Source organism: Acidovorax sp. JHL-9, assembly GCF_000426205.1.
Classification (GTDB): Bacteria; Pseudomonadota; Gammaproteobacteria; order Burkholderiales; family Burkholderiaceae_C; genus Acidovorax; species Acidovorax soli.
The window spans coordinates 1-20,213 of sequence record NZ_AUEX01000012.1 but is presented as its reverse complement, the minus strand read 5'-3'; the positions used below and the strand labels follow the sequence as shown (position 1 = coordinate 20,213).

Below are 20,213 nucleotides of genomic sequence, written 5' to 3'. Positions count from 1 at the left end.
CGCCGCACAGGCGCGGCCCAGGCCAGCGGACGCCGCGCTGGCGTCGTCCCCCTTCCCGCGTCGCGCAGCGAGGCGAGAGAAGGGGGAAGCGGCGCAGCCGCTCAGGGGGATGTGCACCCTCAGTGCGAGGTGCCTTCCGAGCGCGTGATCTTGTTCCACACGTTGTATTTGCCCACGGGCTTGCTCATGGGCAGGCGCTTGACCTCCTGGAGCGTCTGCGCATCGAACACGATGATCGCACCGTCCGTCTCCCACACGCTCACCAGCGCGTAGCGGCCGTCCTTGGTGAACTCGGTATGCGCCAGCGTGCGGCCGGGCTCGCGCAGCGTGGCCACGGGCGTGAGCGTGGCCTTGTCGATCAGGGTGAGGGTGTCCTTGGCCGTGGGGCTCATCATCGAGTCGGCCCAGGCGTAGCGGGTGGCTTCATGGCTGCGCATGAAAAATCCGGGGCCTGGCGTGGCAATGGTCCTGACCGTTTTCCAGTTCTTCATGTCGATCACGTCGATGGCGCCGTCTTTCAGGTTCGGGCTGGCCAGCACGGTGGTGCCGTTCCAGGCAAAGGTGATGCCCGAGCCCAGGTGCGGCATGCCGGCAATGGGCAGCTCGGCAATCTTGCGCCGCACATCGAGGTTGACCACCTGCGCTGTCGGGGCGCCGTCGGCGGCGCCGGTCTTGGGCCGGGTCGCGCCCAGCACATGGCGGTAGTCCTGGTCAAAGAAGAAATCGTCCAGCGGCTCGTCGAGCGGTGTGCGGCGCACCCCGTGGTAGCCCGGCTTGGCGATGGACTCGCCCATCTTGTAGTCGTGCACCAGGCCGTCATAAATGGGTGGTGCCTTGGGGTCGTAGGAAATCTCCCAGACCTCGGGAATGTCCTTGAGCGCCACCACAAAGCTCTTGCGCGGGGCTGCGTCGTACACCGCCGACACGCGCGAGGCCTGCTTGCCGTCGAGCGTGGTGGCGTCGTAGCGCTGGACGAAATGCAGGTCGGTGTCGAACAGCACCACGGTGCGCGGCAGGTAGTTGGCGGCCATGACCCAGCGCCCATCGCCGCTCACGGCCACGTTGCGCATGTTCAGGCCGGCGCGCACCTCGGCCACCACCGTGAGGTTCCACAGGTCGTACTTGGTGATCCAGCCGTCGCGCGAGCCAAAGAACACAAAGCGTCCATCGGGCGTGAACTTGGGACCGCCATGCAGCGCGTAGCGGCTGGCAAAGCGGTGGATGACCTCGAAGCGGTCGCCATCGACCAGCGAGACATGGTGGTCGCCGCCCTCCACCACCACGAACAGGTTCATGGGGTCGGCCTTCCAGGCGGGGCGGCCCGGCAGGTCCCTGGCGCCTGCGGTTTCGACGCGCGAGGCGCGCACATCGGCGTCGCTCCAGGCCGGCGTGGGGTTGACGGGCTGGTAGATCCAGTCGGTCAGGGCCGCAATGTCGGCGGGCGCCAGCGTGCCGGCGAAGCCCGCCATCTGCGTGGCGGTGCGGCCCTCCTGGATGATCTTCAGCGCTTCGGGGCGGCGCAGGCGCGCCAGGCTCTCGGGCAGCAGCGCCGGGCCCATGCCGCCGGTGCGCTGGGCGCCGTGGCAGCTGGCGCAGTGTTCGCGGTACAGCGCGGCGGCAGATGCGGTGGTCGCGGTGGTGGGCGCTGCAGCCTTGGCGGCCACGGTGCTGGCCGCCGCTGCGCCGACCTGAGGCTGCGCCTGGGCGAGGCTGTGGCCCATCCAGAGCAGGCCCGCGCCCAGGGCCAGGTGCGCGGCACCTGCAGCAAGGTGGCGCAGGGTGTCACGCATGTTCGTTCTCCGGTTGGATGTCTATGATGCGGCGGCCCCTGCTGAAAGGGGCCAGCGCCACGCGCTGCGCATCGCTGCCGGCTTCGAGGCCGATCTCGTCGTCGCGCAGGTAGCAGCCGGGGTCTTCGGCCCAGGCATCGCCGGTGAGCTGCTGGGCACGCACGCGGGTGTTGCCACCGCATATGGCAAAGTAGTGGCACTGTGCGCAGCGCCCGCCCACGGGGCGCGGGTGCGCCTTGAGGCCGGCCATCAGCGGCTCGGAGGTATCGGACCAGATGGCCGAGAACGGGCGCTGGCGCACGTTGCCCAGGTCGTGGTGCCACCACATGGTGTCGGGGTGGACGGTGCCCAGGTTGTCGATGTTGGCCACGTTCACGCCGCTGGAGTTGCCGCCCCAGGCCACCAGGCGCTCGCGCAGCGGGGCCTCCCACTGCGGCAGGCGCGCGCGCACCCACTGCAGCAGGTAGGGGCCGTCGGCGTCGTTGTTGCCGGTCACGTAGTCTTCGTCGCGGCCCTCCAGTGCGGATTGCCAGGCGCGCTCGTACAGCAGGTCGAGCGCGTCGCGCGTGGCCTGGAACTGCGCGTCCTTGCCACGGTGGATATTGCCGCGCCCGGCGTAGTTGAGGTGCGAGAAATAGAACTTGTCCACCGCTTCGGTGCGCATCAGCTCCAGCAGTGCCGGCAGGTCGTGCGCGTTCATGGCCGTCATGGTGAAGCGCAGCCCCACCTTGACGCCGCGCGCGTGCAGATGGCGCACGGCGGCCAGGCTGCGCTCGAAGGCACCCTCCAGGCGCCGGAAATGGTCGTGCGTCTCGCGCAGGCCATCGAGGCTGATGCCCACATAGTCGAAGCCCGTGGCGGCCACGCGGTCGGCCATGGCCTCGTCGATCAGCGTGCCGTTGGTCGAGAGGCCCGTGTAGAACTTCATGGCCTTGGCGCGCTCGGCGATCTCGAAAATGTCGGGCCGCATCAAGGGCTCGCCACCCGAGAGGATGAGCACCGGCACCCGGTAGGCCTTGAGGTCGTCCATCACGCCAAACACTTCGTTGGTGGACAGCTCGCCCTCGTAGTCGTGGTCGGCCGACAGCGCGTAGCAGTGCTTGCAGGTCAGGTTGCAGCGGCGGATCAGGTTCCAGATGACGACCGGGCCGGGGGCCCCGCCGCTGCCGCGGCGCGCGAGCACGGCCTCGGGGTACTGGCCGGTTTTTTCTGCTTGCGCGAGCTCGCGCATGTAGTGGCTGATGCGGAACATGGTTTAGTTTTCCTTGAGACGCAATCCGGTCTTCTTCAGGATGGCGGTGGAGTAAAGAATGTCGTGGCCCGTGCAGGCCGTGCCCAGCAGCTCGCGGACTTGCAGGGCCTGCTGCTCGACTTCGGCACGCGTGCGGCCGTGCAGCATGGCGAACAGGTTGTAGGGCCAGGCCGGCAGCCGGCGCGGGCGGCGGTAGCAGTGGCTCACGCCGGGCAGCTGGCCGATGCGCTCGCCCAGGGCATCGACCTGCGCATCGTCCACGTTCCACACGCTCATGCCGTTGGCGGTGAAGCCCAGGCGGTAGTGGTTGGGCACGGCGCCAATGCGGCGCACGAGCCCGCTCTCCAGCATCTGCGCCAGGCGCTCGCGCACCTGCTGGCCCGACACGCCCAGGCGTTCGCCCACGGCGTCGTAGGGGCGCGGCACCAGCGGCAGGCCGCCCTGGGTGGCGGCAATCAGGGCGCGGTCGAAATCATCCAGCGCCATGGGCTGCTCCGCTCGTGAGGGGAAGCTTGAGTTCGACGAAGAACTCGCGCTCCTTGGGGAAGGCCAGCACGGGCAAGCCGGTCTCGGCCTCGATGCGCTCAATGGCGGCCGCGCACCGCGCCGGTGTTTCGGTGCCAAGCACGAACCACATGTTCAGCGCATGGTCGCGCCGGTAGTTGTGCGCGATCTCGGGGTGGGCGTTGACCTGCGCCGTGACGGCATCAAAGCGCTCCTCGGGCACGGCCATGGCGGCGAGCACGAACAGGCCGCCGGCGCGCTCGATCTGGAACAGCGGGCCGAAGCGCGTGAGCATGCCGCTCTCCAGCAGTGCAGCAAGCCGACCGATCACGTAGGCCTCGGTCCAGCCGAACTCGGCGGCCACGTCGGCGAACGGCCGCTCGGTCAGCGGCAGTTCGCCGTGCAGGCGTTCCAGCAGGCGGGCATCATCCGGCGAGAGCATCGAGCACCTCCGGGGCGGTGGCTGCGGGCAGGGCACGAAAGCGCCGCGGGCCGGTCTGCTTGAAGCGCCGGCACGAGAACAGCACCTCGTGCGGGTACGGCGCCAGGCCTACGTCGGCGATGGCGCGCGCGAGCACTTCGTGCACGGCGGCACGGTCGCGGCCATGCACCATGCAGTACAGGTTGTAGGGCCAGCCCTCGGCGCGCTCGCGCCGGTAGGCCAGCGTCACGCCGGGCTCGCGTGCCAGTGCTTCGCCAAAGGCATCGACCTGCGCGTCGGGGAGGTTGAACACGGTCATGGCGTTGGCGTCGAAACCCAGCTCGTGGTGGCGCACGATGGCGCCGATGCGCCGCAGCGTGCCTTCGTCCAGCCACTGCTGCAGCGTCTGCAGCACGGATTCGGGCGTGCGGCCCAGCGCCTGCGCCCAGGTGTCGTAGGGGCGTGGCGTGAGCGGCAGTCCGTCTTCGAGCAGGGCCGCCAGCGGGCGGTCGGCCTCGGCCACCGGCTGGGCCGCGCGCGCGGCCGCCATGGGGGTCGGGGCGGTGCGTTCGCGCAGATCAAAGCCCAGGTCGATGCGGTAGGCGCGCAGCATGCGCAGCTGCAGCGCGATCAATCCCGTGGTTTCTTCGAGCGATTGCATGGCCGCGCGCACGGCGGCGTCGTCCTGCCCGGTCATCACGAACCAGAGGTTGTAGTGGTGCTCGCGCTGGTAGTTGTGGTTCACGCCCGGGTGGCTGGAAACCACGGCGGCCACGGCATCGAGCCGCTCGGGCGGCACGGCCATGGCGGCCAGCAGCGCGGCGCCACCGGCGTTGCCCGCGAACACGCCACCGATGCGGCTCAAGGCCCCCTCGCCTTGCAGCCGGGCGTAGCCCGCCAGGACTTCGTCGGGGGCCATGCCCAGGCTGGTGGCAATGTGCGCGAAGGGCTCGCGCACCAGCGGAAAATCGCGCTGCCAGGGGTTGAGCAGGGCCAGGCGCAGGTCAGTATTCAGAAGCATACCGTCCATCCGCTGTGTTGCGATTTGCCCGTCGGCCATGAAACTGGCGCGGCCCAGGCCAGCGGACGCCGCGCAGCCGCTCAGGGGGGTGGTCCATGTCAAAACCCAAGCCGCGCAGCGCGCGAGGTGAAGAAGATGCCGCTCGGTGAATCGATCGACAGGGTGGCCTGGGTGGCAAAGCTCTGGGTGTCGATCACGCTCACGCGGTGGTCGTCGCGCGCGCTGATCCAGACCGATTCGCCGCGCGGCGTGAATTCCATGTGCAGCACGGCCTTGCCGGGCTCCAGGGTACGCACGATGGACTGCGTGGTGGTGTCGATGACCTGCACGCGGTGGTAGTCGGGCACCGAGAAATTGACCCACACCTGGCGGCCGTCGGGCCGGGCCATCACGAACACGGGCTGGCCCGCCACCGGGATGCGGCCCACTTCCTGCCAGGTGTCGGTGTCCACCACCAGCACCTCGTGGCGGCCGATGGCAGGCAGGTAGGCGCGGCGCCCGGCCACGGCCCAGCCGCGCAGGTGCGGCATCTTGTAGACCGGCAGCGGCTCCTGGCCCCGGCCGTAACCGGCCAGGATGCGGCGCGCGCGGGGTTTCTCTTCCCACAGATCCACCATGGCCAGGCCGTCCTCGCCGAACAGGCCCGCGATGTAGTGGCGGCCATTGGGCGTGACCAGCGCGTCGTAGGGCTGGCGGCCGATGTCGGGCAGCTTGGTGGTGACGGGGCGCGCCGGGTCGGACAGGTCGGTGATCCAGATCGCGTTGGCGTCGAACAGGCTGTAGGCAAAGCGCCGGCCCGGCAGATCGACCAGGCCGACCACGCGCGAGAGCTGGCCGTTCTCGTATGCGGCCGGAATGTCGGCCACCAGCTCCAGCGTGGCGGCGTTGAAGGCCTTGATGCCGCCGGGCGTGTAGTTCTGCGCCACCACCAGGCTGCCGTCGGCGCTGATGGCGCCGCCAATCGAGTTGCCCGCCTGCATCACCCGCGCCGTCATGCGCTGCGTCAGCAAGTCAACCTTGGTGAGCGCGCCGTCGCGCCCGAAAACATAGGCGTAGCGGCCGTCGCGCGAGAACACCACCGAGGCGTGCGAGAGGTCGCCCAGGCCGCTCACCTGGGCCAGCAGCGCGCGCTGGCTGGTGTCGACGATGGCCAGGGTGCCGGTGGCGCGCGCCACCACCACACCCAGGTCGCCCGTGCCGCGCAAGGGCAGGTCGGCGGGGGCGCCGGAAGCCCCGGCAACGCTGGCGCAGCCGCTCAGCAGCAGCGGGGTGGCGCCCAGAAGGCTCAGGCAGTGGCGGCGTTTCATGGACGGTCTTTCACAGATTCGGGAAACCCGGCGAACAGTTGCTGGGCAATCCACCGGGCATCGGTTTCGCTGAGCATGGCTTTCCAGGGCGCCATGGGCGTGCCGGGGCGGCCGTAGTAGATGGTCGCGACGATGGACTCGAACGGCTTGTCGGCCAGGGCTTCGCGGGTGAGCGCGGGGCCCAGGCCGCCGGTCAGGCGCAGGCCGTGGCACGAGCCGCAGTCCTGGCGCACCATGCGCACCAGCTCTTGCTGGCGTGGCGTGGTGGGTGGGGCGGGTTGGGCATGGAGTCCGGCGGTACCGGCCAGCAAGGCCAGCCAGATGCCGAGCCGGGGCAGGCCCCGCAGGGAGCTGCCGGCCTTGGGTGAGGTGCCCGCCTGCGCAAGGCGGGGCGACTGCGGCGCGTTCTTGTCGTGCATGGCCCAATATCGCTGGATTTGCCGCTATCGTCCTTGATGTGCATCAAGGACGGCAGCCCCTGGCGTTTTGACAATCGAGCCATTGCCCTACAACCGTGCCCCGTTCCACATGGAAACCCCGATGGATACCGCCTGCCCCACTTCGCTGCCCCCCCACGACAGCACTCCCGCCGCCCTTTCGGTCGGTCCTTCCAACCGGCTGGCGCCTTCCGCGTGGGGGCGAGTGACCCTGGTGGGCGCCGGGCCCGGCGATGCCGAACTGCTCACGCTCAAGGCGGCCCGCGCGCTGGCCAGCGCGGACCTGGTGCTGTATGACCATCTCGTGTCCGATGACGTGCTGCAGCATGTGGCACCCGGCGCCGAGCGGATCTACGTGGGCAAGCAAAGCCGCAACCACACCCTGCCGCAGGAAGGCATCATCGATCTGATGGTGCGGCTGGCGCAAAGCGGCCGGTCCCTCGTGCGGCTCAAGGGGGGCGACCCCTACATCTTCGGGCGCGGCGGCGAGGAAGCCCAGGCGCTGGCCGCTCTGGGCATTGCCTGCGACACCGTGCCCGGCATCAGCGCGGCGCAGGGCGCCGCGGCGGCCACCGGCATCCCCCTCACGCACCGCGACCATTCCGCCATGCTGGTGCTTGCCACGGGCCACCTGCAGGGCGAAGAGGGCGAGCGCACCGTTGCGCTGGACTGGGTGGCACTGGCGCGGCCCCACCAGACCGTGGTGATCTACATGGGCGTGGGCACCTTGCCCACCATCTGCGCCCAGCTCATCGCCCATGGCCTGCCGGCCAGCACGCCCGCGGCCATGGTCGAACGCGCCACATTGCCCGGCCAGCGCAGCATCGTGGGCACGCTGCAAACCTTGCCCGAGCTCAGTGTGGCCCATGGCGTGCACCCGCCTGCGCTGATCATGATTGGTGAAACGGTGGCGCTGCAGGCGCACATCGGATCGCCCATCGGGGTGTTCACCGGCTTGCCGGTGGCGCCCGGCACTGCGCCTGACCTGGCACTGCCTGATCAGCCTGCCCGGGTCGCCGCAGCGGGGTGATGGTCGGGCGCTGCGGGGAGGGCCGCCGCGCACTCGGGTGCGCCAGCCCTTGGCGCGGCGTCGGCCGCCCGCCTCTATCATCAGCGCCAGCAGCTCAAACAGCGCCGTGTAGATGCCGATGCGCAGCAGCCGCGTGAACCCCAAGGCGGATGCTGCTGACCGCGTCGGCCAGGTGGTAGGTGTTGCGCTGGCGCCGGATGCCGACGGCCAGCTCGATGGCGATCAGCAAAAAGAATGCCGCGCGTGGCGAGAACGATGATCTGGCTGGGCTCATGCCGCCGCATGCTGGCCCCAATCAGGTCAAGGCACCTCTGGCATCAACCCTGATGATGCGTTCCACCGCGCCCGCGGCCAGCCCGCCGCGTACGCCGATCAAGAAGTCATGCAGGTTCACCGTGGGGTCGCAGTGCCCAGGCACCAGCCACAGCATCTGGCCCAGCGCGGGCAGCCGGGCCTGGGGGCTGTCGGCATACAGCAAGCCGTGCTCGTCGCCGCCATTGGCATAGCGCAGGGCGCGCCCGGGCGGCAGCAGGGCCACGGTGGGTAGGCCCGAGTCGATGGCGTGGCTTTTGTGCCCCGCGTCGCACACGGCATGGCTGTCGCACGCCGAGATGACCTGCGTTTTGACGAAAAGTGCCTGCTCGAATGCGGGCTGGGCCGGCTCGCGTTCGTTGCGTGCGTAGTCGGCGTCCATGAACAGGAACGAGCCCGCCTGCAGCTCGCCATACACCCCACTGGCCGCTTCGTGCACCAGCGTGCCGGTGCCCGAGCCGGTGACCAGTGGCACCGGCAGCCCGGCGGCGGTGAGGAGGTCGCGCGTGTGGCGCGCGGCCTGCACGGCCGCCGCGATGGCGTCGCGCCGCTCGGCCGCGCCGTGCAGGTGCTGGGCGCGGCCATGGTAGGCATGCAGGCCGGCAAAGCGCAGCTGCGTGAGCCGCGCCACGGCCTGGGCCAGCGCCAGGGCCGGCTCGCCCGGTGGTACGCCGCAGCGGCCCTGGCCGACGTCGATCTCGACCAGCACGTCGATGCGCGCCTGCGGCGCTGCCTGGGCCATGGCCTCGGCCAGCCGCTGGATGCCCTCGGCGCTGTCCACCGCCAGCGCCAGGCGCCCGCCCTGGGCCTGCAGGCGTGCGGCCAGCCGCGCCACGCGCAGCAGCTTGGGGTGGGCGATGACCTGGTTGGTGATGGTGATGTCGCGCACGCCGCCTGCGGCCAGCGCCTCGGCCTCGGCGGTCTTTTGCACGCAGGCGCCCACGGCACCGGCGCGCTGCAGCTGCAGGGCGATCTCGGCGCTCTTGTGCATCTTGGCGTGCGGGCGCCACAGCACGCGGTGCTTGCGGGCAAAGTCGGCCATGCGCGCGATGTTGCGCTCCATGGCGTCCAGGTCCACCACCAGCGCGGGCGTGTCGAGCTGGTTTACGCGCAGGCCGATGCGGGCCTCCAGCGTCTCAGGCAGTGGCTTCATCGCGGGCGGCGTGGTCGAGGTGCTGGGTGTCGGCCCAGCCGACCAGGCTCAGGCCCTGGGGCGTCCACAGCAGGCGGTTGATGGCGGCGTTGGCCAGCTGCCAGGTGCGGGGCGCCTGGATTTCCTGGCCGGTGGCCAGGCGGTACAGCACGTCGAGCACGCCGCCGTGCGCCACCAGCACCACCTGCTCGCCGGGGTGGCGTGCGGCCAGGCGGTGCACCGTGGCGTTGATGCGCTCGCGCAGCGCGGTCAGCGATTCGCCGCCTTCGGGCGCAAAGTGCGGGTCGCGCTTGCGCCAGCGCAAGGCCTGCTCGGGCAGCGCGGTCTCGATCTCGGCAAAGGTGCGCCCCTGCAGCGCGCCAAAGCTGCGTTCGCGCAGGGCGGTCTCGGGCGTGAGTGGCGCGCCCGTGGCATCTGCCACGGCCTGGGCCGTGGCCTGCGCACGCTGCAGATCGCTGGTGTAGATGGCGGCCAGGGGCTCGTCGGCCAGGGCCCGCGCCAGCTGCCGCGCCTGCCACAAGCCGGTGTCGTTGAGGGGGATGTCGAGATGCCCCTGGATGCGGGTGTCCACGTTCCAGGCGGTTTCGCCGTGGCGAACAGCAATGATGCGGGTGGCGTTCATGGGTGCAGAGCGCCTCAGCGCGGTATTTCCAGGACGATGCGGCGCGGCCCGGCGGGTGGGGTGGGAAAGCCGTTCAGGGCCGCGTCGAACATGGCGGCGAACACGGCCGGGTTGTCGCTCCACACGCCCTCGTGCACGGCACGGGTTTCATACACCACGGTGCCGCTGGCCGCCTCGCGCAGGACCAGGCCGACCTCGCGCCGGTACAGCGTGGGAGGTGGAAAGCGCATCGACAGGCCGCCATGAAAACCGCGGCCACCGCCCCAGCCGCCCCAGCCCCAGCCGGGGCCATCCCAGTAGTCCGGATAGGCCTGGAGGTTGGTGCGGGCATGGACCTGCACGCGCAGGAACGGGGCGGCGCTGTCCTGGCGCAGGCCCACCTTGGCCAACGCCAGCCGGGCCTGTTCTTCCACGGCGTCCTGCTGGGCGCCCTGGGCCTGCTGCGACGGCAGGCGCTCGAACTGGTAGGTGGGCCGCGCCGGCGCGCGGGCGAGCTGCGAGAACGACTGCACATCGCTGTCCACCAGGCGGCTGCTGGCGCAGCCGGTCAGCCACAGCGCCGCGCACAGCAGGGGCAAAGTGATCCATTTCATGGCAGCTCCTTGAAAAAAGCGCCGGCAGCGCTGCTCCGACCTTTACTGGATGCGCAGCACCTGCAAACCGGGCAGGGCCGATGGCGCGGGGAATTCCTCGGCGTCAAACGCCTTGTCGCCATTCTCGTCGGCCACGCCCGTGGCGCGTGCGCCCTTGAAATCGTACAGTGCGCCGTCGAGCAGGTGGCTGGGCACCACGTTCTGCAGCGCGTTGAACATGTTCTCCACGCGGCCGGGGAAGCGCTTTTCCCAATCGCGCAGCATCTCGCCCACCTGCTTGCGCTGCAGGTTCTCCTGGCTGCCGCACAGGTTGCACGGGATGATGGGGAAGTTGCGGTGCTGCGCCCAGCGTGCCGTGTCCTTCTCGGCCACGAAGGCCAGCGGGCGGATCACCACATGGCGGCCGTCGTCGCTGACCAGCTTCGGCGGCATGCTCTTCATCTTGCCGCCGAAGAACATGTTGAGCAGCAGCGTCTGCAGGATGTCGTCGCGGTGGTGGCCCAGGGCGATCTTGGTGCAGCCCAGTTCGTCGGCCACGCGGTACAGAATGCCCCGGCGCAGGCGGCTGCACAGGCTGCAGGTGGTCTTGCCCTCGGGGATCAGGCGCTTGACGATGCTGTAGGTGTCCTCGTTCTCGATGTGAAACGGCACGCCGGTGCTCTTCAGATAATCGGGCAGCACATGCTCGGGAAAGCCGGGCTGCTTCTGGTCGAGGTTGACGGCGACCAGGTCGAAATGGATGGGCGCGCGGGCCTTGAGCTTGAGCAGGATGTCGAGCAGCGCATAGCTGTCCTTGCCGCCCGACATGCAGACCATGACCTTGTCGCCCTCTTCGATCATGTTGTAGTGCACGATGGCCTTGCCCACTTCGCGGCACAGGCGTTTTTCGAGCTTGTGCGTTTCGCGCTCGATCTTGAAGTCGGCCGGCGCGCGGGCCGGTTCCGCCACCGCCGTTGCGGCTTCCTCGCCCGTCCAGGCGTTGCTGTCGATTGCATTCATTGCGTTCACCACTGTCCTGTTTCCATGCGGATCGCCACTTCGCAGTCGTCAAAAATTTCGAGCTTGGCGATTTTCACGCGCACGCCGCACACGCCGGGCAGCTGCATCAGCCGCTGGGCCAGCTTGCCGATCAGGCTCTCCAGCAGGTTCACATGCTCGGCCGTGCACTCGTCGATGATGATCTGGCGCACCTTGCGGTAGTCGAGCACATGCGCGATGTCGTCGTCGTGCGGCGCCAGCGGCTGCGCGCCCAGGCTCAGCTCGGCATCGACCTGGATGGGCTGGGGCGCGTTTTTCTCGTGCGCGAGGATGCCCAGGTTGGCATCGAAGCGCAGCCCGGTGAGGGTCAGGGTCTGGAGACCGGTGGCTTGGTTCATGGTATTGGGGCTGAGCATGCGCTCACATCAGGGAAAAGTCGCGCTCGAACTTCATCAGGTGCTGGCCACCGTCGACCAGCAGCGTGGTACCGGTGATCGACCGGTTTTCCAGCGCAAACCGCACGGTGGCGGCCACATCGTCGGCGGTGGACGAGCGGCCCAGCGGGCTCAGCGCGTGCAGACGGGCAAACTTCTCGTCGCTCAGCATGTGGCTGGTGAGCGTAAGGCCAGGCGCCACGCCCACCACCCGCACGCGCGGCGCCAGCGCCAGCGCCAGCATGGTGCCGGCGGCTTCGAGCGCGGCCTTGGAGAGCGTATAGCTCAGGAAATCGGGGTTCTGGTTCCAGAGCTTCTGGTCCAGCAGGTTGACCACGGCGCCGTGCGCGTCGGCCTCGCCCGCAGCGGCGCGGTCCTGCAGATGCCGGTGCAGGGCCTGGGCCAGCACGATGGGCGCGCCGGTGTTGCTGCGCAGGTGCTGCTCCAGCGCGGCAAAACCGAAGGTCTGGGCATCGTCGTGCTCGAACAGCGAGGCACTGTTGACCACTGCATCCACGCTGCCAAAGTGGTTGATCACCTGGGGCAGCAGGGCGCGCACCGCTGCCTCGTCAGAGAAATCCGCATCAAAATGGGCGCTGGTACCTGCCAGTTCTGCGCAAGCAGCTGCGGTATCGATAGCGTCCTGGGCCGACGCGCGGTAGTGCACCGCCACCTGCCAGCCGCCAGCCGCCAGCGCCAGCGCAATGCTGCGACCCAGGCGCCGGGCGGCGCCCGTCACCAGAACCGTGCGCGGTCGGGGAGAAATGGACATGTGGGGGACAATGCGGGCCGTGACAAAAACACCCGACAGTTTAACGACCGCCCTGCAAACCCACATCGCCCAGGCCATTGCCGCCGCGGGCGGCTGGATCGGGTTCGACCGCTTCATGGCGCTGGCCCTCTATACCCCCGGCCTGGGCTATTACGCCAACGATTCCACCAAATTCGGCGCCATGCCCGGGTCGGGCAGCGACTTCGTGACCGCGCCCGAGATGACGCCGCTGTTCGGCCAGACGCTGGCCGTGCAGGTGGGCGAGGCCCTGGCGCACACTGGCACCCACGAGGTCTGGGAGTTCGGCGCGGGTTCGGGCGCACTGGCGCTGCAGCTGCTCGACACGCTGGGCGACCAGGTGCAGCGCTACACCATCGTCGACCTGTCGGGCAGCCTGCGCGCGCGCCAGCAGGCCAAACTGGTGGCCCATGCGCACAAGCTGCGCTGGGTGGATGCGCTGCCCGAACAATTCAGCGGCGTGGTGGTGGGCAACGAGGTGCTCGACGCCATGCCCGTGCAATTGCTGGCCCGCCATGGCGGCCAAGAGGGTGGGCGGTGGCACGAGCGCGGCGTGGTGCTGGCCGAGGACGGCAGTTTTGCCTGGGCCGACCGCCCCACCGACCTGCGCCCGCCCATAGCCATCGAAGGCCCGCAGGACTACCTGACCGAGATTCACGCCCAGGGCGAAGCCTTCATCCGCACCCTGGCCGACCGGCTGGTGCGCGGCGCCATCTTCCTGCTGGACTATGGTTTTGGCGAGGGCGAGTACTACCACCCCCAGCGCCACATGGGCACCGTGATGTGCCACCAGGGCCATCTGGCCGACGGCGACCCGCTGGCGAAGGTGGGCCTGAAGGACATCACTGCCCATGTCAATTTCACCGCCATGGCGCTGGCGGCGCAGGAGGCGGGGCTCAACGTGCTGGGCTACACCACGCAGGCGCATTTCCTGATCAACTGCGGCTTGCTATCGAAAATGGAGCTTCTGCCGCAATCAGATCGTGCGCTGGCAGCCAAATTGATCATGGAGCACGAGATGGGCGAGCTGTTCAAGGTGCTGGCCCTGGGCGTGGGCGAGGCGTGGGAGCCCTTGGGGTTTGCGCAAGGCGACCGCTCGCACAGGCTATGAAGCAGGCCTCGCCATGATCCGCTGGCTGATTGTTGTCTTCCTGGCGCTGGTGTTCATCAACGGCCTCTCGCCCTGGCTGCAGCGCATGGGGCTGGGGCGGCTGCCGGGGGACTTTCGCTTCCGGCTGTTCGGGCGCGAATGGTTCATTCCGCTGGCCAGCACGGTGCTGCTGAGCTTTGTGCTGAGCCTGCTGGTGAAGTGGCTCTGATGGCTGAAGTCTGCGGGCTTGAATTTCGGGGGCCGTGGCCCGATGTCCCAAAGACACCGCCCTGAAAGCCCTGCCATGACCGAAGCCTTGCACATCGTCTGCCCCCACTGCCACACCACCAACCGTGTCCAGCAGGCCCAGCTGGCCAGCGCGCCCGATTGCGGCAGCTGCCACCAGCCGCTGTTCACGGGCGCGCCGCTGGCGCTGGACGCCGCCAGCTTTGCCAAGCATGTGCAGCGCAGCCATATCCCCGTGCTGGTCGATTTCTGGGCGCCCTGGTGCGGGCCGTGCCGCCAGATGGCGCCCGCGTTTGCCCAGGCCGCCCGCGAGCTGGAGCCCGGCGTGCGCCTGGCCAAGCTCGACACCGAGGCCTACCCGCAGGTGGCAGCGCCCTACAACATCCGCAGCATTCCGACCATGGTGCTGTTCCAGGGCGGGCGCGAGCTGGCGCGCATTTCGGGCGCGCTGGGCGCGGCCGACATCGTGCGCTGGGTGCGCTCGGTGCAGGCTTCCTGATCAGGCGCCGGGCGCCGGCACCAGCCCTGGCCAGGCCGCCACGGCCTGCACCCGTGCAGCGTGGATCATGTCACCCACTTTTTGCCCTGTAATGCCCAATTCTGCAGCGCGGGCAGCTACCCCGCTGGTAGCGACCGATTGCACCGCAAGCAGCGCCTCGCGCAGCCGCTGGCGCTGCGGGTAGGGCGCTTCTTCAAACCCCAGACGCCCGCGCGCATCGCATTCGCAGGCCCGCAGGATCTCGTCAAAGCGGGCCGGCTTGCGGATGCCGTCGCAGCGCTCGATCAGGCGCACCAGGGCGGCCGCGCCCAGGTCGCCGCTGCGGTGGATGTTGCCGTGCTCGCGCGCCACCACGTCGGCCGTTTCACGGCATTCGGTGGGCACGCGCAGGCGCTCGCACAGGCCTTTGAGGAGCTTGGCGCCGCGCTGCTCGTGGCCGATGTGGCGCGGCAGCATGTCGGCCGGCGTCGTCCCCTTGCCCAGGTCGTGCACCAGGCAGGCAAAGCGCACGGTGAGCGGCGCCTGCAGGTGCGCCGCCATGTCCAGCACCATCATCAGGTGCACGCCGGTGTCCACCTCGGGGTGGTATTCGGCCCGCTGGGGCACGCCCCACAGGCGGTCCACCTCGGGCAGCACCACGGCCAGGGCGCCGCAGGCGCGCAGCACCTCGAACATGCGCGAAGGCCGTGCTTCCATCAGCCCGCGCGCGAGCTCCTGCCACACGCGCTCGGCCACCAGGTGGTCGGCCTCGCCGTGCGCCACCATGGAGCGCATCAATTCCATGGTCTCGGGTGCCACCGAAAAATCGGTAAAGCGCGCCGCAAACCGCGCCACGCGCAGGATGCGCACCGGGTCGTCGTGGAAGGCGTCGGTCACATGGCGCAGCACGCGCTGTTCCAGGTCGCGGGCACCCCCATAGGGGTCAAACAGAGCCTCAGCGCTCGGTCCACCTGCGCTGCTCGCGATCGCATTGATGGTGAGGTCGCGGCGCGAGAGGTCTTCCTCCAGCGTCACATCGGGCGAGCTTTGCACCACGAAGCCGCGGTAGCCGCGCCCGCTCTTGCGCTCGGTGCGCGCCAGCGCGTATTCCTCGCGCGTCTCGGGGTGCAGGAAGACGGGGAAGTCGCGCCCCACGGGCAGATAGCCCAGGTCGATCATCTGCTGGGGTGTGGCGCCCACCACCACCCAGTCGTGGTCGTTCACGGGACGGCCCAGCAGCTTGTCGCGGACGGCGCCGCCCACCATGTAGATTTGCATCGGCGTAGTTTAGGACCTGCCCCCGGCCGTATATTCCAGCCCACCATGCCCCTGTCGTCCGACCTCACCATTGCCCAACTCAACCCCGACGGCAGCGTGCCCGTGCCCACGGCGCCCGATGCCGCCGCCAACGCGGCCGCCGCCGCCCTGCAGCGCGAGGCGCAGTTCGACGCCCTCCAGGCCAAGGTGGACGACCTGCAGGAGATCCTGGCCAAGCCGCTCAATGAAATCCTGGCCGACCGCGACAGGTTCAAGGAGGCTGCCGCCGCCTGGGATGCCTTCGGTGCCATGTGGATGCTGTCGCAGCGCGCCATGAAGCGCGTGGCGCTGGACCTGGCCGCGCAGCAGGGCGTGAGCGATGAGGAAGTGGTGGCCCGCGCACTGGCCTATGCCAACGCGGTGCTCAACGCGGAAGAGGAAGACCTGGGCGGCACGATTGCCGGGGCGCAGATGGCGCACATCGTGCGGCACAAGCCGTTTTTGCGCAAGCAGTTCCGGTAACGGGCCCGTCAGCGCCGCAACCGGTAGGGTTCTTCAAAATCCAGAAAGTCCTTCTCGGCCAGGGCCTCGTCGATCCAGGCCTTCACGCTGGGCAGCGCGCGCACGCGGTCCACATAGGCGGCGATGTGGGGCGGCACTGGCAGGGCGTAGGTGTGCAGGCGCATGCACACCGGGGCAAAGTAGGCGTCGGCGATGGTGAACTGGCCGAACAGCATCGGCCCGCCATATTGCGCAAGCAGACCGGTCCACATCTCGACCAGGCGCTGCACGTCGGCGCGCACGGCCGCCTTGTCGCGCCAGAGCAGGGCGCCGGTGTCGGGCAACTGGGCCTCGATGTTCATGGGGCAGGCGCCGCGCAGGGCGGTGAAGCCGCTGTGCATCTCGGCGCAGACGCTGCGGGCGCGGGCGCGGGCCGCCTTGTCCTGGGGCCAGAGCTGCTTTTCGGGGTAGGTTTCGGCCAGGTACTCGGCAATGGCCAGCGTGTCCCACACCACCAGATCGCCATCGACCAGCACCGGCACCTTGCCGGTGGGGCTGACGGTGCCGACGGTGCGCTTGAACTCCGAGCCGGCCTCGAAGCTGTCGAAGCGCACGCGCACTTCCTCGAACACAATGCCCGCCTGGCGCAGCAGCACCCAGGGGCGCATGGACCAGGACGAGTAGTTCTTGTTGCCGATGTAGAGCTGGATCATGGTGCACCTTTCTTTTGAAACTGAAGCGCGGTCACCTGTCAGAAGGCCGCAGAGCAGGCCACATCAGGGATGTGTTCCTCATACCGGCCAGACCACGCCGTTGTCGTTCAGGATGGCATCGAGCGGCAGGTCGAACGCGTCGGGCTCGAAGTCGTCGAGGTAGCCGTGGGTGAAGCCCAGGCCCACGGTGAATGGCCTGGGTTGCAGCGTGGCCAGGGTGCGGTCGTAAAAGCCGCCGCCATAGCCCAGCCGGTAGCCGCCCGGCGCATAACCCACGCAGGGCACGAACAGCAGCGTGGGCACGATCATCTCGGTGTCCTTGGGCTTGGGAATGCCGTAGGCGTCTTCTTCCATGGGGCAGCCGGGGTGCCAGGCGTGGAAGGTGAGCGTCTTGTGCTGCTTGTTCACCACCGGCAGGCCGATGCGCCGGCGCAGGGGCTCGTCCAGCAGCTCGCCGTCTTCCTTCCAGCGGTGCAGGGCGGGCAGGGGGTCGAACTCGCCCTTGATGGGCCAGTAGGCGCCGATCACGGTGTCGGGCCGGTTCACCAGCCAGATGCGCATGACTTGCTGCAACAGGTCGGATCGCTGTAGGCGATCGGGCAAATTGAGGCGTTCTTGTATCAATGCGCGCCGAAGGGCTGCTTTGTCCATCAGATAATTCCCCCATGCATTTACTCAGAGCCATTCTGACACCCCTTGTGGCCGCTGCCGTGCTGGCCATTGCTGCGCCCCTGGTCCAGGCGCAAAACCGTGGCGACGACACCCTGCTGGAGATGCAGCAGGCCTTCCGCAAGGGCGACCGCAGGAAGCTCGAACAGCTGCTGCCCGCCGCGCGCGGCCATGCGCTGGAACCCTGGGCTGCCTATTGGACGCTGAAGGCGCGTCTGGACGAGGCCGCACCGCAGGAGGTGCAGGCCTTTTTGCAGCGCTATGCCGGCAGCTACCAGGAAGACCGCCTGCGCAATGACTGGCTGCTGCTGCTGGGCCAGCGGCGCGACTGGTCGCAGTTTGCCGAGCACCATCCGCAATACCGCATGTCGGACGACCGCGAGGTGCGCTGCTACGCCCTGCTGATCGACCAGATCAAGGGCACGGCACCCGCCAGTGCTGCCGATGATGTGCGCCGCACCTGGTATTCGCTGCGCGATGCGGACGACGGCTGCACCCACGCGGCCAGCGAGTTATACAGCGACAAGAAGCTCAGTGCGCTGGATGTGTGGCGCAAGGCGCGCCTGGGCATAGAGGCCAACCGCATGCGCGTGGTGCGCAATGCCGTGGAAATTGTCGCGCCCGATGCCCTGCCCCAGCTGCGCGATGTGTTCGACTCGCCCACCAAATACCTGCTCGGCCGCGCCACCGTGCGCGGCAAGATGCACCAGGAACTGGTGGTGCTGGCCCTGGTCAAGCTGGCCACCGGCGACCCGCAGGCCGCCGCCAACCTGCTGGACGCCAAATGGGGTGTGCAGCTGTCGGCCGAAGAGCGCAACTGGGTCTGGGGCGTGATCGGCAAGCAGGCCGCGCAAAAGCTCTCGCCCGATGCCATGGCGTATTTCGCCAACGTGGCCCGCGACAGCGACCTGAACGACGATACCCTGGGCTGGAAGGCGCGCGCCGCCTTGCGTGCCGGCCAATGGAAGGTGGTGCGCAAGACCATCGACGCCATGGGCGACGACACCCGCCAGGAAAGCACCTGGGTGTACTGGAAAGCCCGCGCCCTGCTGGCCGCCAGGCCCAGCGAAGCCGAGCGCGCCGAAGCACGGCAATTGCTGGAGGGCATTGCCGGCACCCGCGGTTTTTATGAGCAGCTGGCCCTGGAAGAGCTGGGCCAGCGCATTGCCACGCCGCCCGCGCCGGCGCCGCTCACCGCCGAGGAAAAAGCCGCTGCGCGCGCCAACCCGGGGCTTAACCGGGGCCTGTACGCCATCTTGTTGGGCCTGCGCAGCGAAGGCGTGCGCGAGTGGAACTACACCACCAACCTGCACACCCCCGGCGGCATGGCCGACCGCGAACTGTTGGCCGCAGCCGACTTTGCCTGCCAGCGCGAGGTGTGGGACCGCTGCATCAACACCAGCGAGCGCACCAAGGCCGTGACCGATGCGGCGCAGCGCTTTCCCACGCCGTTTCGCAACACCGTGGTGGAGCGCGCCCAGGGCATAGGTCTCGACCCGGCCTATGTCTACGGCCTTATCCGCCAGGAAAGCCGCTTCGTGATGGATGCCCGCTCGGGCGTGGGCGCCTCGGGCCTGATGCAGGTGATGCCCTCCACCGCGCGCTGGACGGCCCGCAAGATCGGGCTGGCCGGTTTCACGCCCGACCAGATCTCCGATCGCGACACCAACATCACCATCGGCACGGCCTACCTCAAGCTGGCACTCGACGACTTCGCCGGCTCCATGCCCATGGCCGCCGCCGCCTACAACGCCGGCCCCGGCCGCCCGCGCAGCTGGCGCAACGGCCCGGTGCTCGATGCCGCCATCTGGGCCGAAAACGTGCCTTTTGCCGAGACGCGCGATTACGTCAAGAAGGTGCTGGCCAACACCACCAACTACGCGGCCTTGCTGACGGGGCAGCCGCAGTCGCTCAAGAGCCGGCTGGGCACGGTGGGGCCGCGGGAGAGTGCGGAGCCGGAGGCGAACAAGGAGCTTCCTTGAGGTCTTTTTAGGCGCTGGTGCTTGTTTATCAGGCGCTGGTTGCTATTGTTTTGATGGTTTGTAGTGTGCCTTGGTTGAGGGCGGAGGCCGGGTTTCGGCCCGGCGGCCGCCTCACTTTCTTTTGCTTCGCCAAAAGAAAGTAAGCAAAGAAAAGGCGACCCACAGTCTGCGACCCCTTCGCGTTGCTACGGGGCAAACCTGCATCGGGGCGGTTGCGGGGTGCGCCGTGGAACTCGCTTTGCGCTGCGCGCGCCGCTCGGACAGCCACGGCGAGTCAGTTGACGAGGCATGCGCGCTGCGCCGCGCCTGCTCCCCCCGCCACCGCCCCGCCGCAGGCGCAGCCAGATGGTGTGGGAAAAGAACATCCAAACAACCTACGGGCCATCGCTGCGCTCGGCACCCTCTCGCGGGCGCAAGCGCCACGCGCTGCGCAGCCCGGGCCAAGCGCAGCGATGGCCCGAAGGGATGTTCGCTCGGGTTCCCTTCAGGATGCGCCGAGGAGCGCAGCGGCCAGCGGATCAGGGCTCGCGATTGTCTGAGCGCAGCGAGTTCGAGCGAGACTCCGCTGAACGCGAGCACCGCAGGTTGCCCGCAGCGAAGCGCAGGGACGCAGCCTGTAGGGTCGCCTTTTCT

23 protein-coding genes are annotated in these 20,213 nt (G+C 68.8%); 6 read left to right on the top strand and 17 right to left on the bottom strand.

The window, feature by feature from the left end; all coding sequences use genetic code 11:
* Window positions 1–119: 119 nt before the first annotated feature.
* From K225_RS0109535 to K225_RS0109505, 7 genes are all read right to left on the bottom strand, one after another.
* On the bottom strand, window positions 120–1,790 hold the full coding sequence (locus tag K225_RS0109535) for a cytochrome D1 domain-containing protein (RefSeq protein ID WP_026436185.1): 1,671 nt from the start codon (window positions 1,788–1,790) through the stop codon (window positions 120–122).
* Window positions 1,783–3,042 (bottom strand): heme d1 biosynthesis radical SAM protein NirJ, encoded by a 1,260-nt coding sequence (nirJ, locus tag K225_RS0109530; protein ID WP_026436184.1) that lies wholly within the window; start codon window positions 3,040–3,042, stop codon window positions 1,783–1,785. Before nirJ ends, K225_RS0109535 begins: the two co-directional genes overlap by 8 nt.
* A 3-nt stretch (window positions 3,043–3,045) precedes the next feature.
* On the bottom strand, window positions 3,046–3,528 hold the full coding sequence (locus K225_RS0109525; protein WP_026436183.1) for an AsnC family transcriptional regulator: 483 nt from the start codon (window positions 3,526–3,528) through the stop codon (window positions 3,046–3,048).
* Window positions 3,515–3,988, bottom strand: coding sequence for an Lrp/AsnC family transcriptional regulator (locus tag K225_RS0109520; RefSeq protein WP_026436182.1), 474 nt, complete (start codon window positions 3,986–3,988; stop codon window positions 3,515–3,517). The genes K225_RS0109525 and K225_RS0109520 overlap by 14 nt, the downstream gene beginning before the upstream one ends.
* Entirely contained in the window at window positions 3,972–4,988 is a 1,017-nt protein-coding gene (locus tag K225_RS0109515; RefSeq protein WP_026436181.1) for an Lrp/AsnC family transcriptional regulator, read from the bottom strand. The genes K225_RS0109520 and K225_RS0109515 overlap by 17 nt, the downstream gene beginning before the upstream one ends.
* Before the next feature lie 98 nt (window positions 4,989–5,086).
* Window positions 5,087–6,295 (bottom strand): cytochrome D1 domain-containing protein, encoded by a 1,209-nt coding sequence (locus K225_RS0109510; RefSeq protein ID WP_026436180.1) that lies wholly within the window; start codon window positions 6,293–6,295, stop codon window positions 5,087–5,089.
* Window positions 6,292–6,714: a cytochrome c gene (locus tag K225_RS0109505; RefSeq protein WP_081679645.1), complete on the bottom strand. Its 423-nt coding sequence runs from the start codon at window positions 6,712–6,714 to the stop codon at window positions 6,292–6,294. The genes K225_RS0109510 and K225_RS0109505 overlap by 4 nt, the downstream gene beginning before the upstream one ends.
* 121 nt (window positions 6,715–6,835) lie before the next feature.
* Here K225_RS0109505 and cobA point away from each other — a divergent pair, with 121 nt between their 5' ends.
* A complete protein-coding gene (cobA, locus tag K225_RS0109500) occupies window positions 6,836–7,762 on the top strand; it encodes a uroporphyrinogen-III C-methyltransferase (RefSeq protein WP_026436178.1) in 927 nt (308 codons plus the stop codon).
* Between the two features lie 94 nt (window positions 7,763–7,856).
* Here cobA and K225_RS21655 read toward each other — a convergent pair whose 3' ends face one another.
* The 7 genes from K225_RS21655 to K225_RS0109465 are packed head-to-tail and all read right to left on the bottom strand — an operon-like array spanning window position 7,857 to window position 12,626.
* On the bottom strand, window positions 7,857–8,036 hold the full coding sequence (locus tag K225_RS21655; RefSeq protein WP_369794850.1) for a hypothetical protein: 180 nt from the start codon (window positions 8,034–8,036) through the stop codon (window positions 7,857–7,859).
* 21 nt (window positions 8,037–8,057) lie between these two features.
* The gene (locus K225_RS0109490; RefSeq protein WP_026436177.1) at window positions 8,058–9,227 is read right to left on the bottom strand and encodes a DSD1 family PLP-dependent enzyme; all 1,170 of its coding nucleotides are present in this window, start codon (window positions 9,225–9,227) and stop codon (window positions 8,058–8,060) included.
* A complete protein-coding gene (locus K225_RS0109485) occupies window positions 9,211–9,849 on the bottom strand; it encodes a histidine phosphatase family protein (protein ID WP_026436176.1) in 639 nt (212 codons plus the stop codon). The genes K225_RS0109490 and K225_RS0109485 overlap by 17 nt, the downstream gene beginning before the upstream one ends.
* A 14-nt stretch (window positions 9,850–9,863) precedes the next feature.
* Entirely contained in the window at window positions 9,864–10,442 is a 579-nt protein-coding gene (locus K225_RS0109480; RefSeq protein ID WP_026436175.1) for a DUF4136 domain-containing protein, read from the bottom strand.
* A gap of 42 nt (window positions 10,443–10,484) precedes the next feature.
* A complete protein-coding gene (gene ttcA, locus K225_RS0109475) occupies window positions 10,485–11,441 on the bottom strand; it encodes a tRNA 2-thiocytidine(32) synthetase TtcA (protein ID WP_026436174.1) in 957 nt (318 codons plus the stop codon).
* A gap of 5 nt (window positions 11,442–11,446) precedes the next feature.
* Window positions 11,447–11,818, bottom strand: a complete 372-nt coding sequence (locus K225_RS0109470) for a dihydroneopterin aldolase (RefSeq protein WP_026436173.1) — start codon at window positions 11,816–11,818, stop codon at window positions 11,447–11,449.
* 22 nt (window positions 11,819–11,840) lie between these two features.
* Window positions 11,841–12,626, bottom strand: coding sequence for an SDR family oxidoreductase (locus tag K225_RS0109465; protein WP_026436172.1), 786 nt, complete (start codon window positions 12,624–12,626; stop codon window positions 11,841–11,843).
* 10 nt (window positions 12,627–12,636) lie between these two features.
* Between K225_RS0109465 and K225_RS0109460 the strand changes: the two genes are divergently transcribed.
* The 3 genes from K225_RS0109460 (at window position 12,637) to trxC (ending at window position 14,479) form a co-directional block, all read left to right on the top strand.
* On the top strand, window positions 12,637–13,755 hold the full coding sequence (locus K225_RS0109460) for a class I SAM-dependent methyltransferase (protein ID WP_026436171.1): 1,119 nt from the start codon (window positions 12,637–12,639) through the stop codon (window positions 13,753–13,755).
* 13 nt (window positions 13,756–13,768) lie between these two features.
* The gene (locus tag K225_RS0109455) at window positions 13,769–13,963 is read left to right on the top strand and encodes a DUF2905 domain-containing protein (protein ID WP_026436170.1); all 195 of its coding nucleotides are present in this window, start codon (window positions 13,769–13,771) and stop codon (window positions 13,961–13,963) included.
* A 75-nt stretch (window positions 13,964–14,038) separates the two neighbouring features.
* Window positions 14,039–14,479 carry a thioredoxin TrxC gene (gene trxC / locus K225_RS0109450; RefSeq protein ID WP_026436169.1) on the top strand — a complete coding sequence of 147 codons (441 nt, stop codon included), beginning with the start codon at window positions 14,039–14,041 and terminating at the stop codon, window positions 14,477–14,479.
* Here trxC and K225_RS0109445 read toward each other — a convergent pair whose 3' ends face one another.
* Window positions 14,480–15,736, bottom strand: coding sequence for a multifunctional CCA addition/repair protein (locus tag K225_RS0109445; protein ID WP_026436168.1), 1,257 nt, complete (start codon window positions 15,734–15,736; stop codon window positions 14,480–14,482).
* A gap of 45 nt (window positions 15,737–15,781) precedes the next feature.
* Between K225_RS0109445 and K225_RS0109440 the strand changes: the two genes are divergently transcribed.
* Window positions 15,782–16,237: a hypothetical protein gene (locus K225_RS0109440; protein ID WP_026436167.1), complete on the top strand. Its 456-nt coding sequence runs from the start codon at window positions 15,782–15,784 to the stop codon at window positions 16,235–16,237.
* Window positions 16,238–16,245: 8 nt separating this feature from the next.
* Here the strand turns inward: K225_RS0109440 and K225_RS0109435 are convergent, their stop codons facing one another.
* Window positions 16,246–16,929: a glutathione S-transferase family protein gene (locus K225_RS0109435; protein WP_026436166.1), complete on the bottom strand. Its 684-nt coding sequence runs from the start codon at window positions 16,927–16,929 to the stop codon at window positions 16,246–16,248.
* Window positions 16,930–17,007: 78 nt separating this feature from the next.
* Complete coding sequence (locus K225_RS0109430) at window positions 17,008–17,580, bottom strand: 5-formyltetrahydrofolate cyclo-ligase (protein WP_026436165.1); 573 nt, start codon at window positions 17,578–17,580, stop codon at window positions 17,008–17,010.
* Between the two features lie 14 nt (window positions 17,581–17,594).
* Here K225_RS0109430 and K225_RS0109425 point away from each other — a divergent pair, with 14 nt between their 5' ends.
* Entirely contained in the window at window positions 17,595–19,580 is a 1,986-nt protein-coding gene (locus tag K225_RS0109425) for a lytic transglycosylase domain-containing protein (protein WP_026436164.1), read from the top strand.
* Window positions 19,581–20,213: the final 633 nt, after the last annotated feature.

Bases quoted from the DNA above. Each gene is read 5' to 3' on its own strand.
- K225_RS0109435 (WP_026436166.1), bottom strand. From the start codon at position 16,929: ATGATCCAGCTCTACATCGGCAACAAGAACTACTCGTCCTGGTCCATG.
- K225_RS0109480 (WP_026436175.1), bottom strand. From the start codon at position 10,442: ATGAAATGGATCACTTTGCCCCTGCTGTGCGCGGCGCTGTGGCTGACC.
- K225_RS0109425 (WP_026436164.1), top strand. From the start codon at position 17,595: ATGCATTTACTCAGAGCCATTCTGACACCCCTTGTGGCCGCTGCCGTG.
- K225_RS0109455 (WP_026436170.1), top strand. From the start codon at position 13,769: ATGATCCGCTGGCTGATTGTTGTCTTCCTGGCGCTGGTGTTCATCAAC.
- nirJ (WP_026436184.1), bottom strand. From the start codon at position 3,042: ATGTTCCGCATCAGCCACTACATGCGCGAGCTCGCGCAAGCAGAAAAA.
- K225_RS0109490 (WP_026436177.1), bottom strand. From the start codon at position 9,227: ATGAAGCCACTGCCTGAGACGCTGGAGGCCCGCATCGGCCTGCGCGTA.
- K225_RS0109470 (WP_026436173.1), bottom strand. From the start codon at position 11,818: ATGAACCAAGCCACCGGTCTCCAGACCCTGACCCTCACCGGGCTGCGC.
- K225_RS0109440 (WP_026436167.1), top strand. From the start codon at position 15,782: ATGCCCCTGTCGTCCGACCTCACCATTGCCCAACTCAACCCCGACGGC.
- K225_RS0109505 (WP_081679645.1), bottom strand. From the start codon at position 6,714: ATGCACGACAAGAACGCGCCGCAGTCGCCCCGCCTTGCGCAGGCGGGC.
- K225_RS0109485 (WP_026436176.1), bottom strand. From the start codon at position 9,849: ATGAACGCCACCCGCATCATTGCTGTTCGCCACGGCGAAACCGCCTGG.
- K225_RS0109520 (WP_026436182.1), bottom strand. From the start codon at position 3,988: ATGCTCTCGCCGGATGATGCCCGCCTGCTGGAACGCCTGCACGGCGAA.
- K225_RS0109535 (WP_026436185.1), bottom strand. From the start codon at position 1,790: ATGCGTGACACCCTGCGCCACCTTGCTGCAGGTGCCGCGCACCTGGCC.
- cobA (WP_026436178.1), top strand. From the start codon at position 6,836: ATGGATACCGCCTGCCCCACTTCGCTGCCCCCCCACGACAGCACTCCC.
- K225_RS0109460 (WP_026436171.1), top strand. From the start codon at position 12,637: ATGCGGGCCGTGACAAAAACACCCGACAGTTTAACGACCGCCCTGCAA.
- K225_RS0109525 (WP_026436183.1), bottom strand. From the start codon at position 3,528: ATGGCGCTGGATGATTTCGACCGCGCCCTGATTGCCGCCACCCAGGGC.
- K225_RS0109515 (WP_026436181.1), bottom strand. From the start codon at position 4,988: ATGCTTCTGAATACTGACCTGCGCCTGGCCCTGCTCAACCCCTGGCAG.
- K225_RS0109430 (WP_026436165.1), bottom strand. From the start codon at position 17,580: ATGGACAAAGCAGCCCTTCGGCGCGCATTGATACAAGAACGCCTCAAT.
- K225_RS0109510 (WP_026436180.1), bottom strand. From the start codon at position 6,295: ATGAAACGCCGCCACTGCCTGAGCCTTCTGGGCGCCACCCCGCTGCTG.
- K225_RS21655 (WP_369794850.1), bottom strand. From the start codon at position 8,036: ATGAGCCCAGCCAGATCATCGTTCTCGCCACGCGCGGCATTCTTTTTG.
- K225_RS0109445 (WP_026436168.1), bottom strand. From the start codon at position 15,736: ATGCAAATCTACATGGTGGGCGGCGCCGTCCGCGACAAGCTGCTGGGC.
- trxC (WP_026436169.1), top strand. From the start codon at position 14,039: ATGACCGAAGCCTTGCACATCGTCTGCCCCCACTGCCACACCACCAAC.
- ttcA (WP_026436174.1), bottom strand. From the start codon at position 11,441: ATGAATGCAATCGACAGCAACGCCTGGACGGGCGAGGAAGCCGCAACG.
- K225_RS0109465 (WP_026436172.1), bottom strand. From the start codon at position 12,626: ATGTCCATTTCTCCCCGACCGCGCACGGTTCTGGTGACGGGCGCCGCC.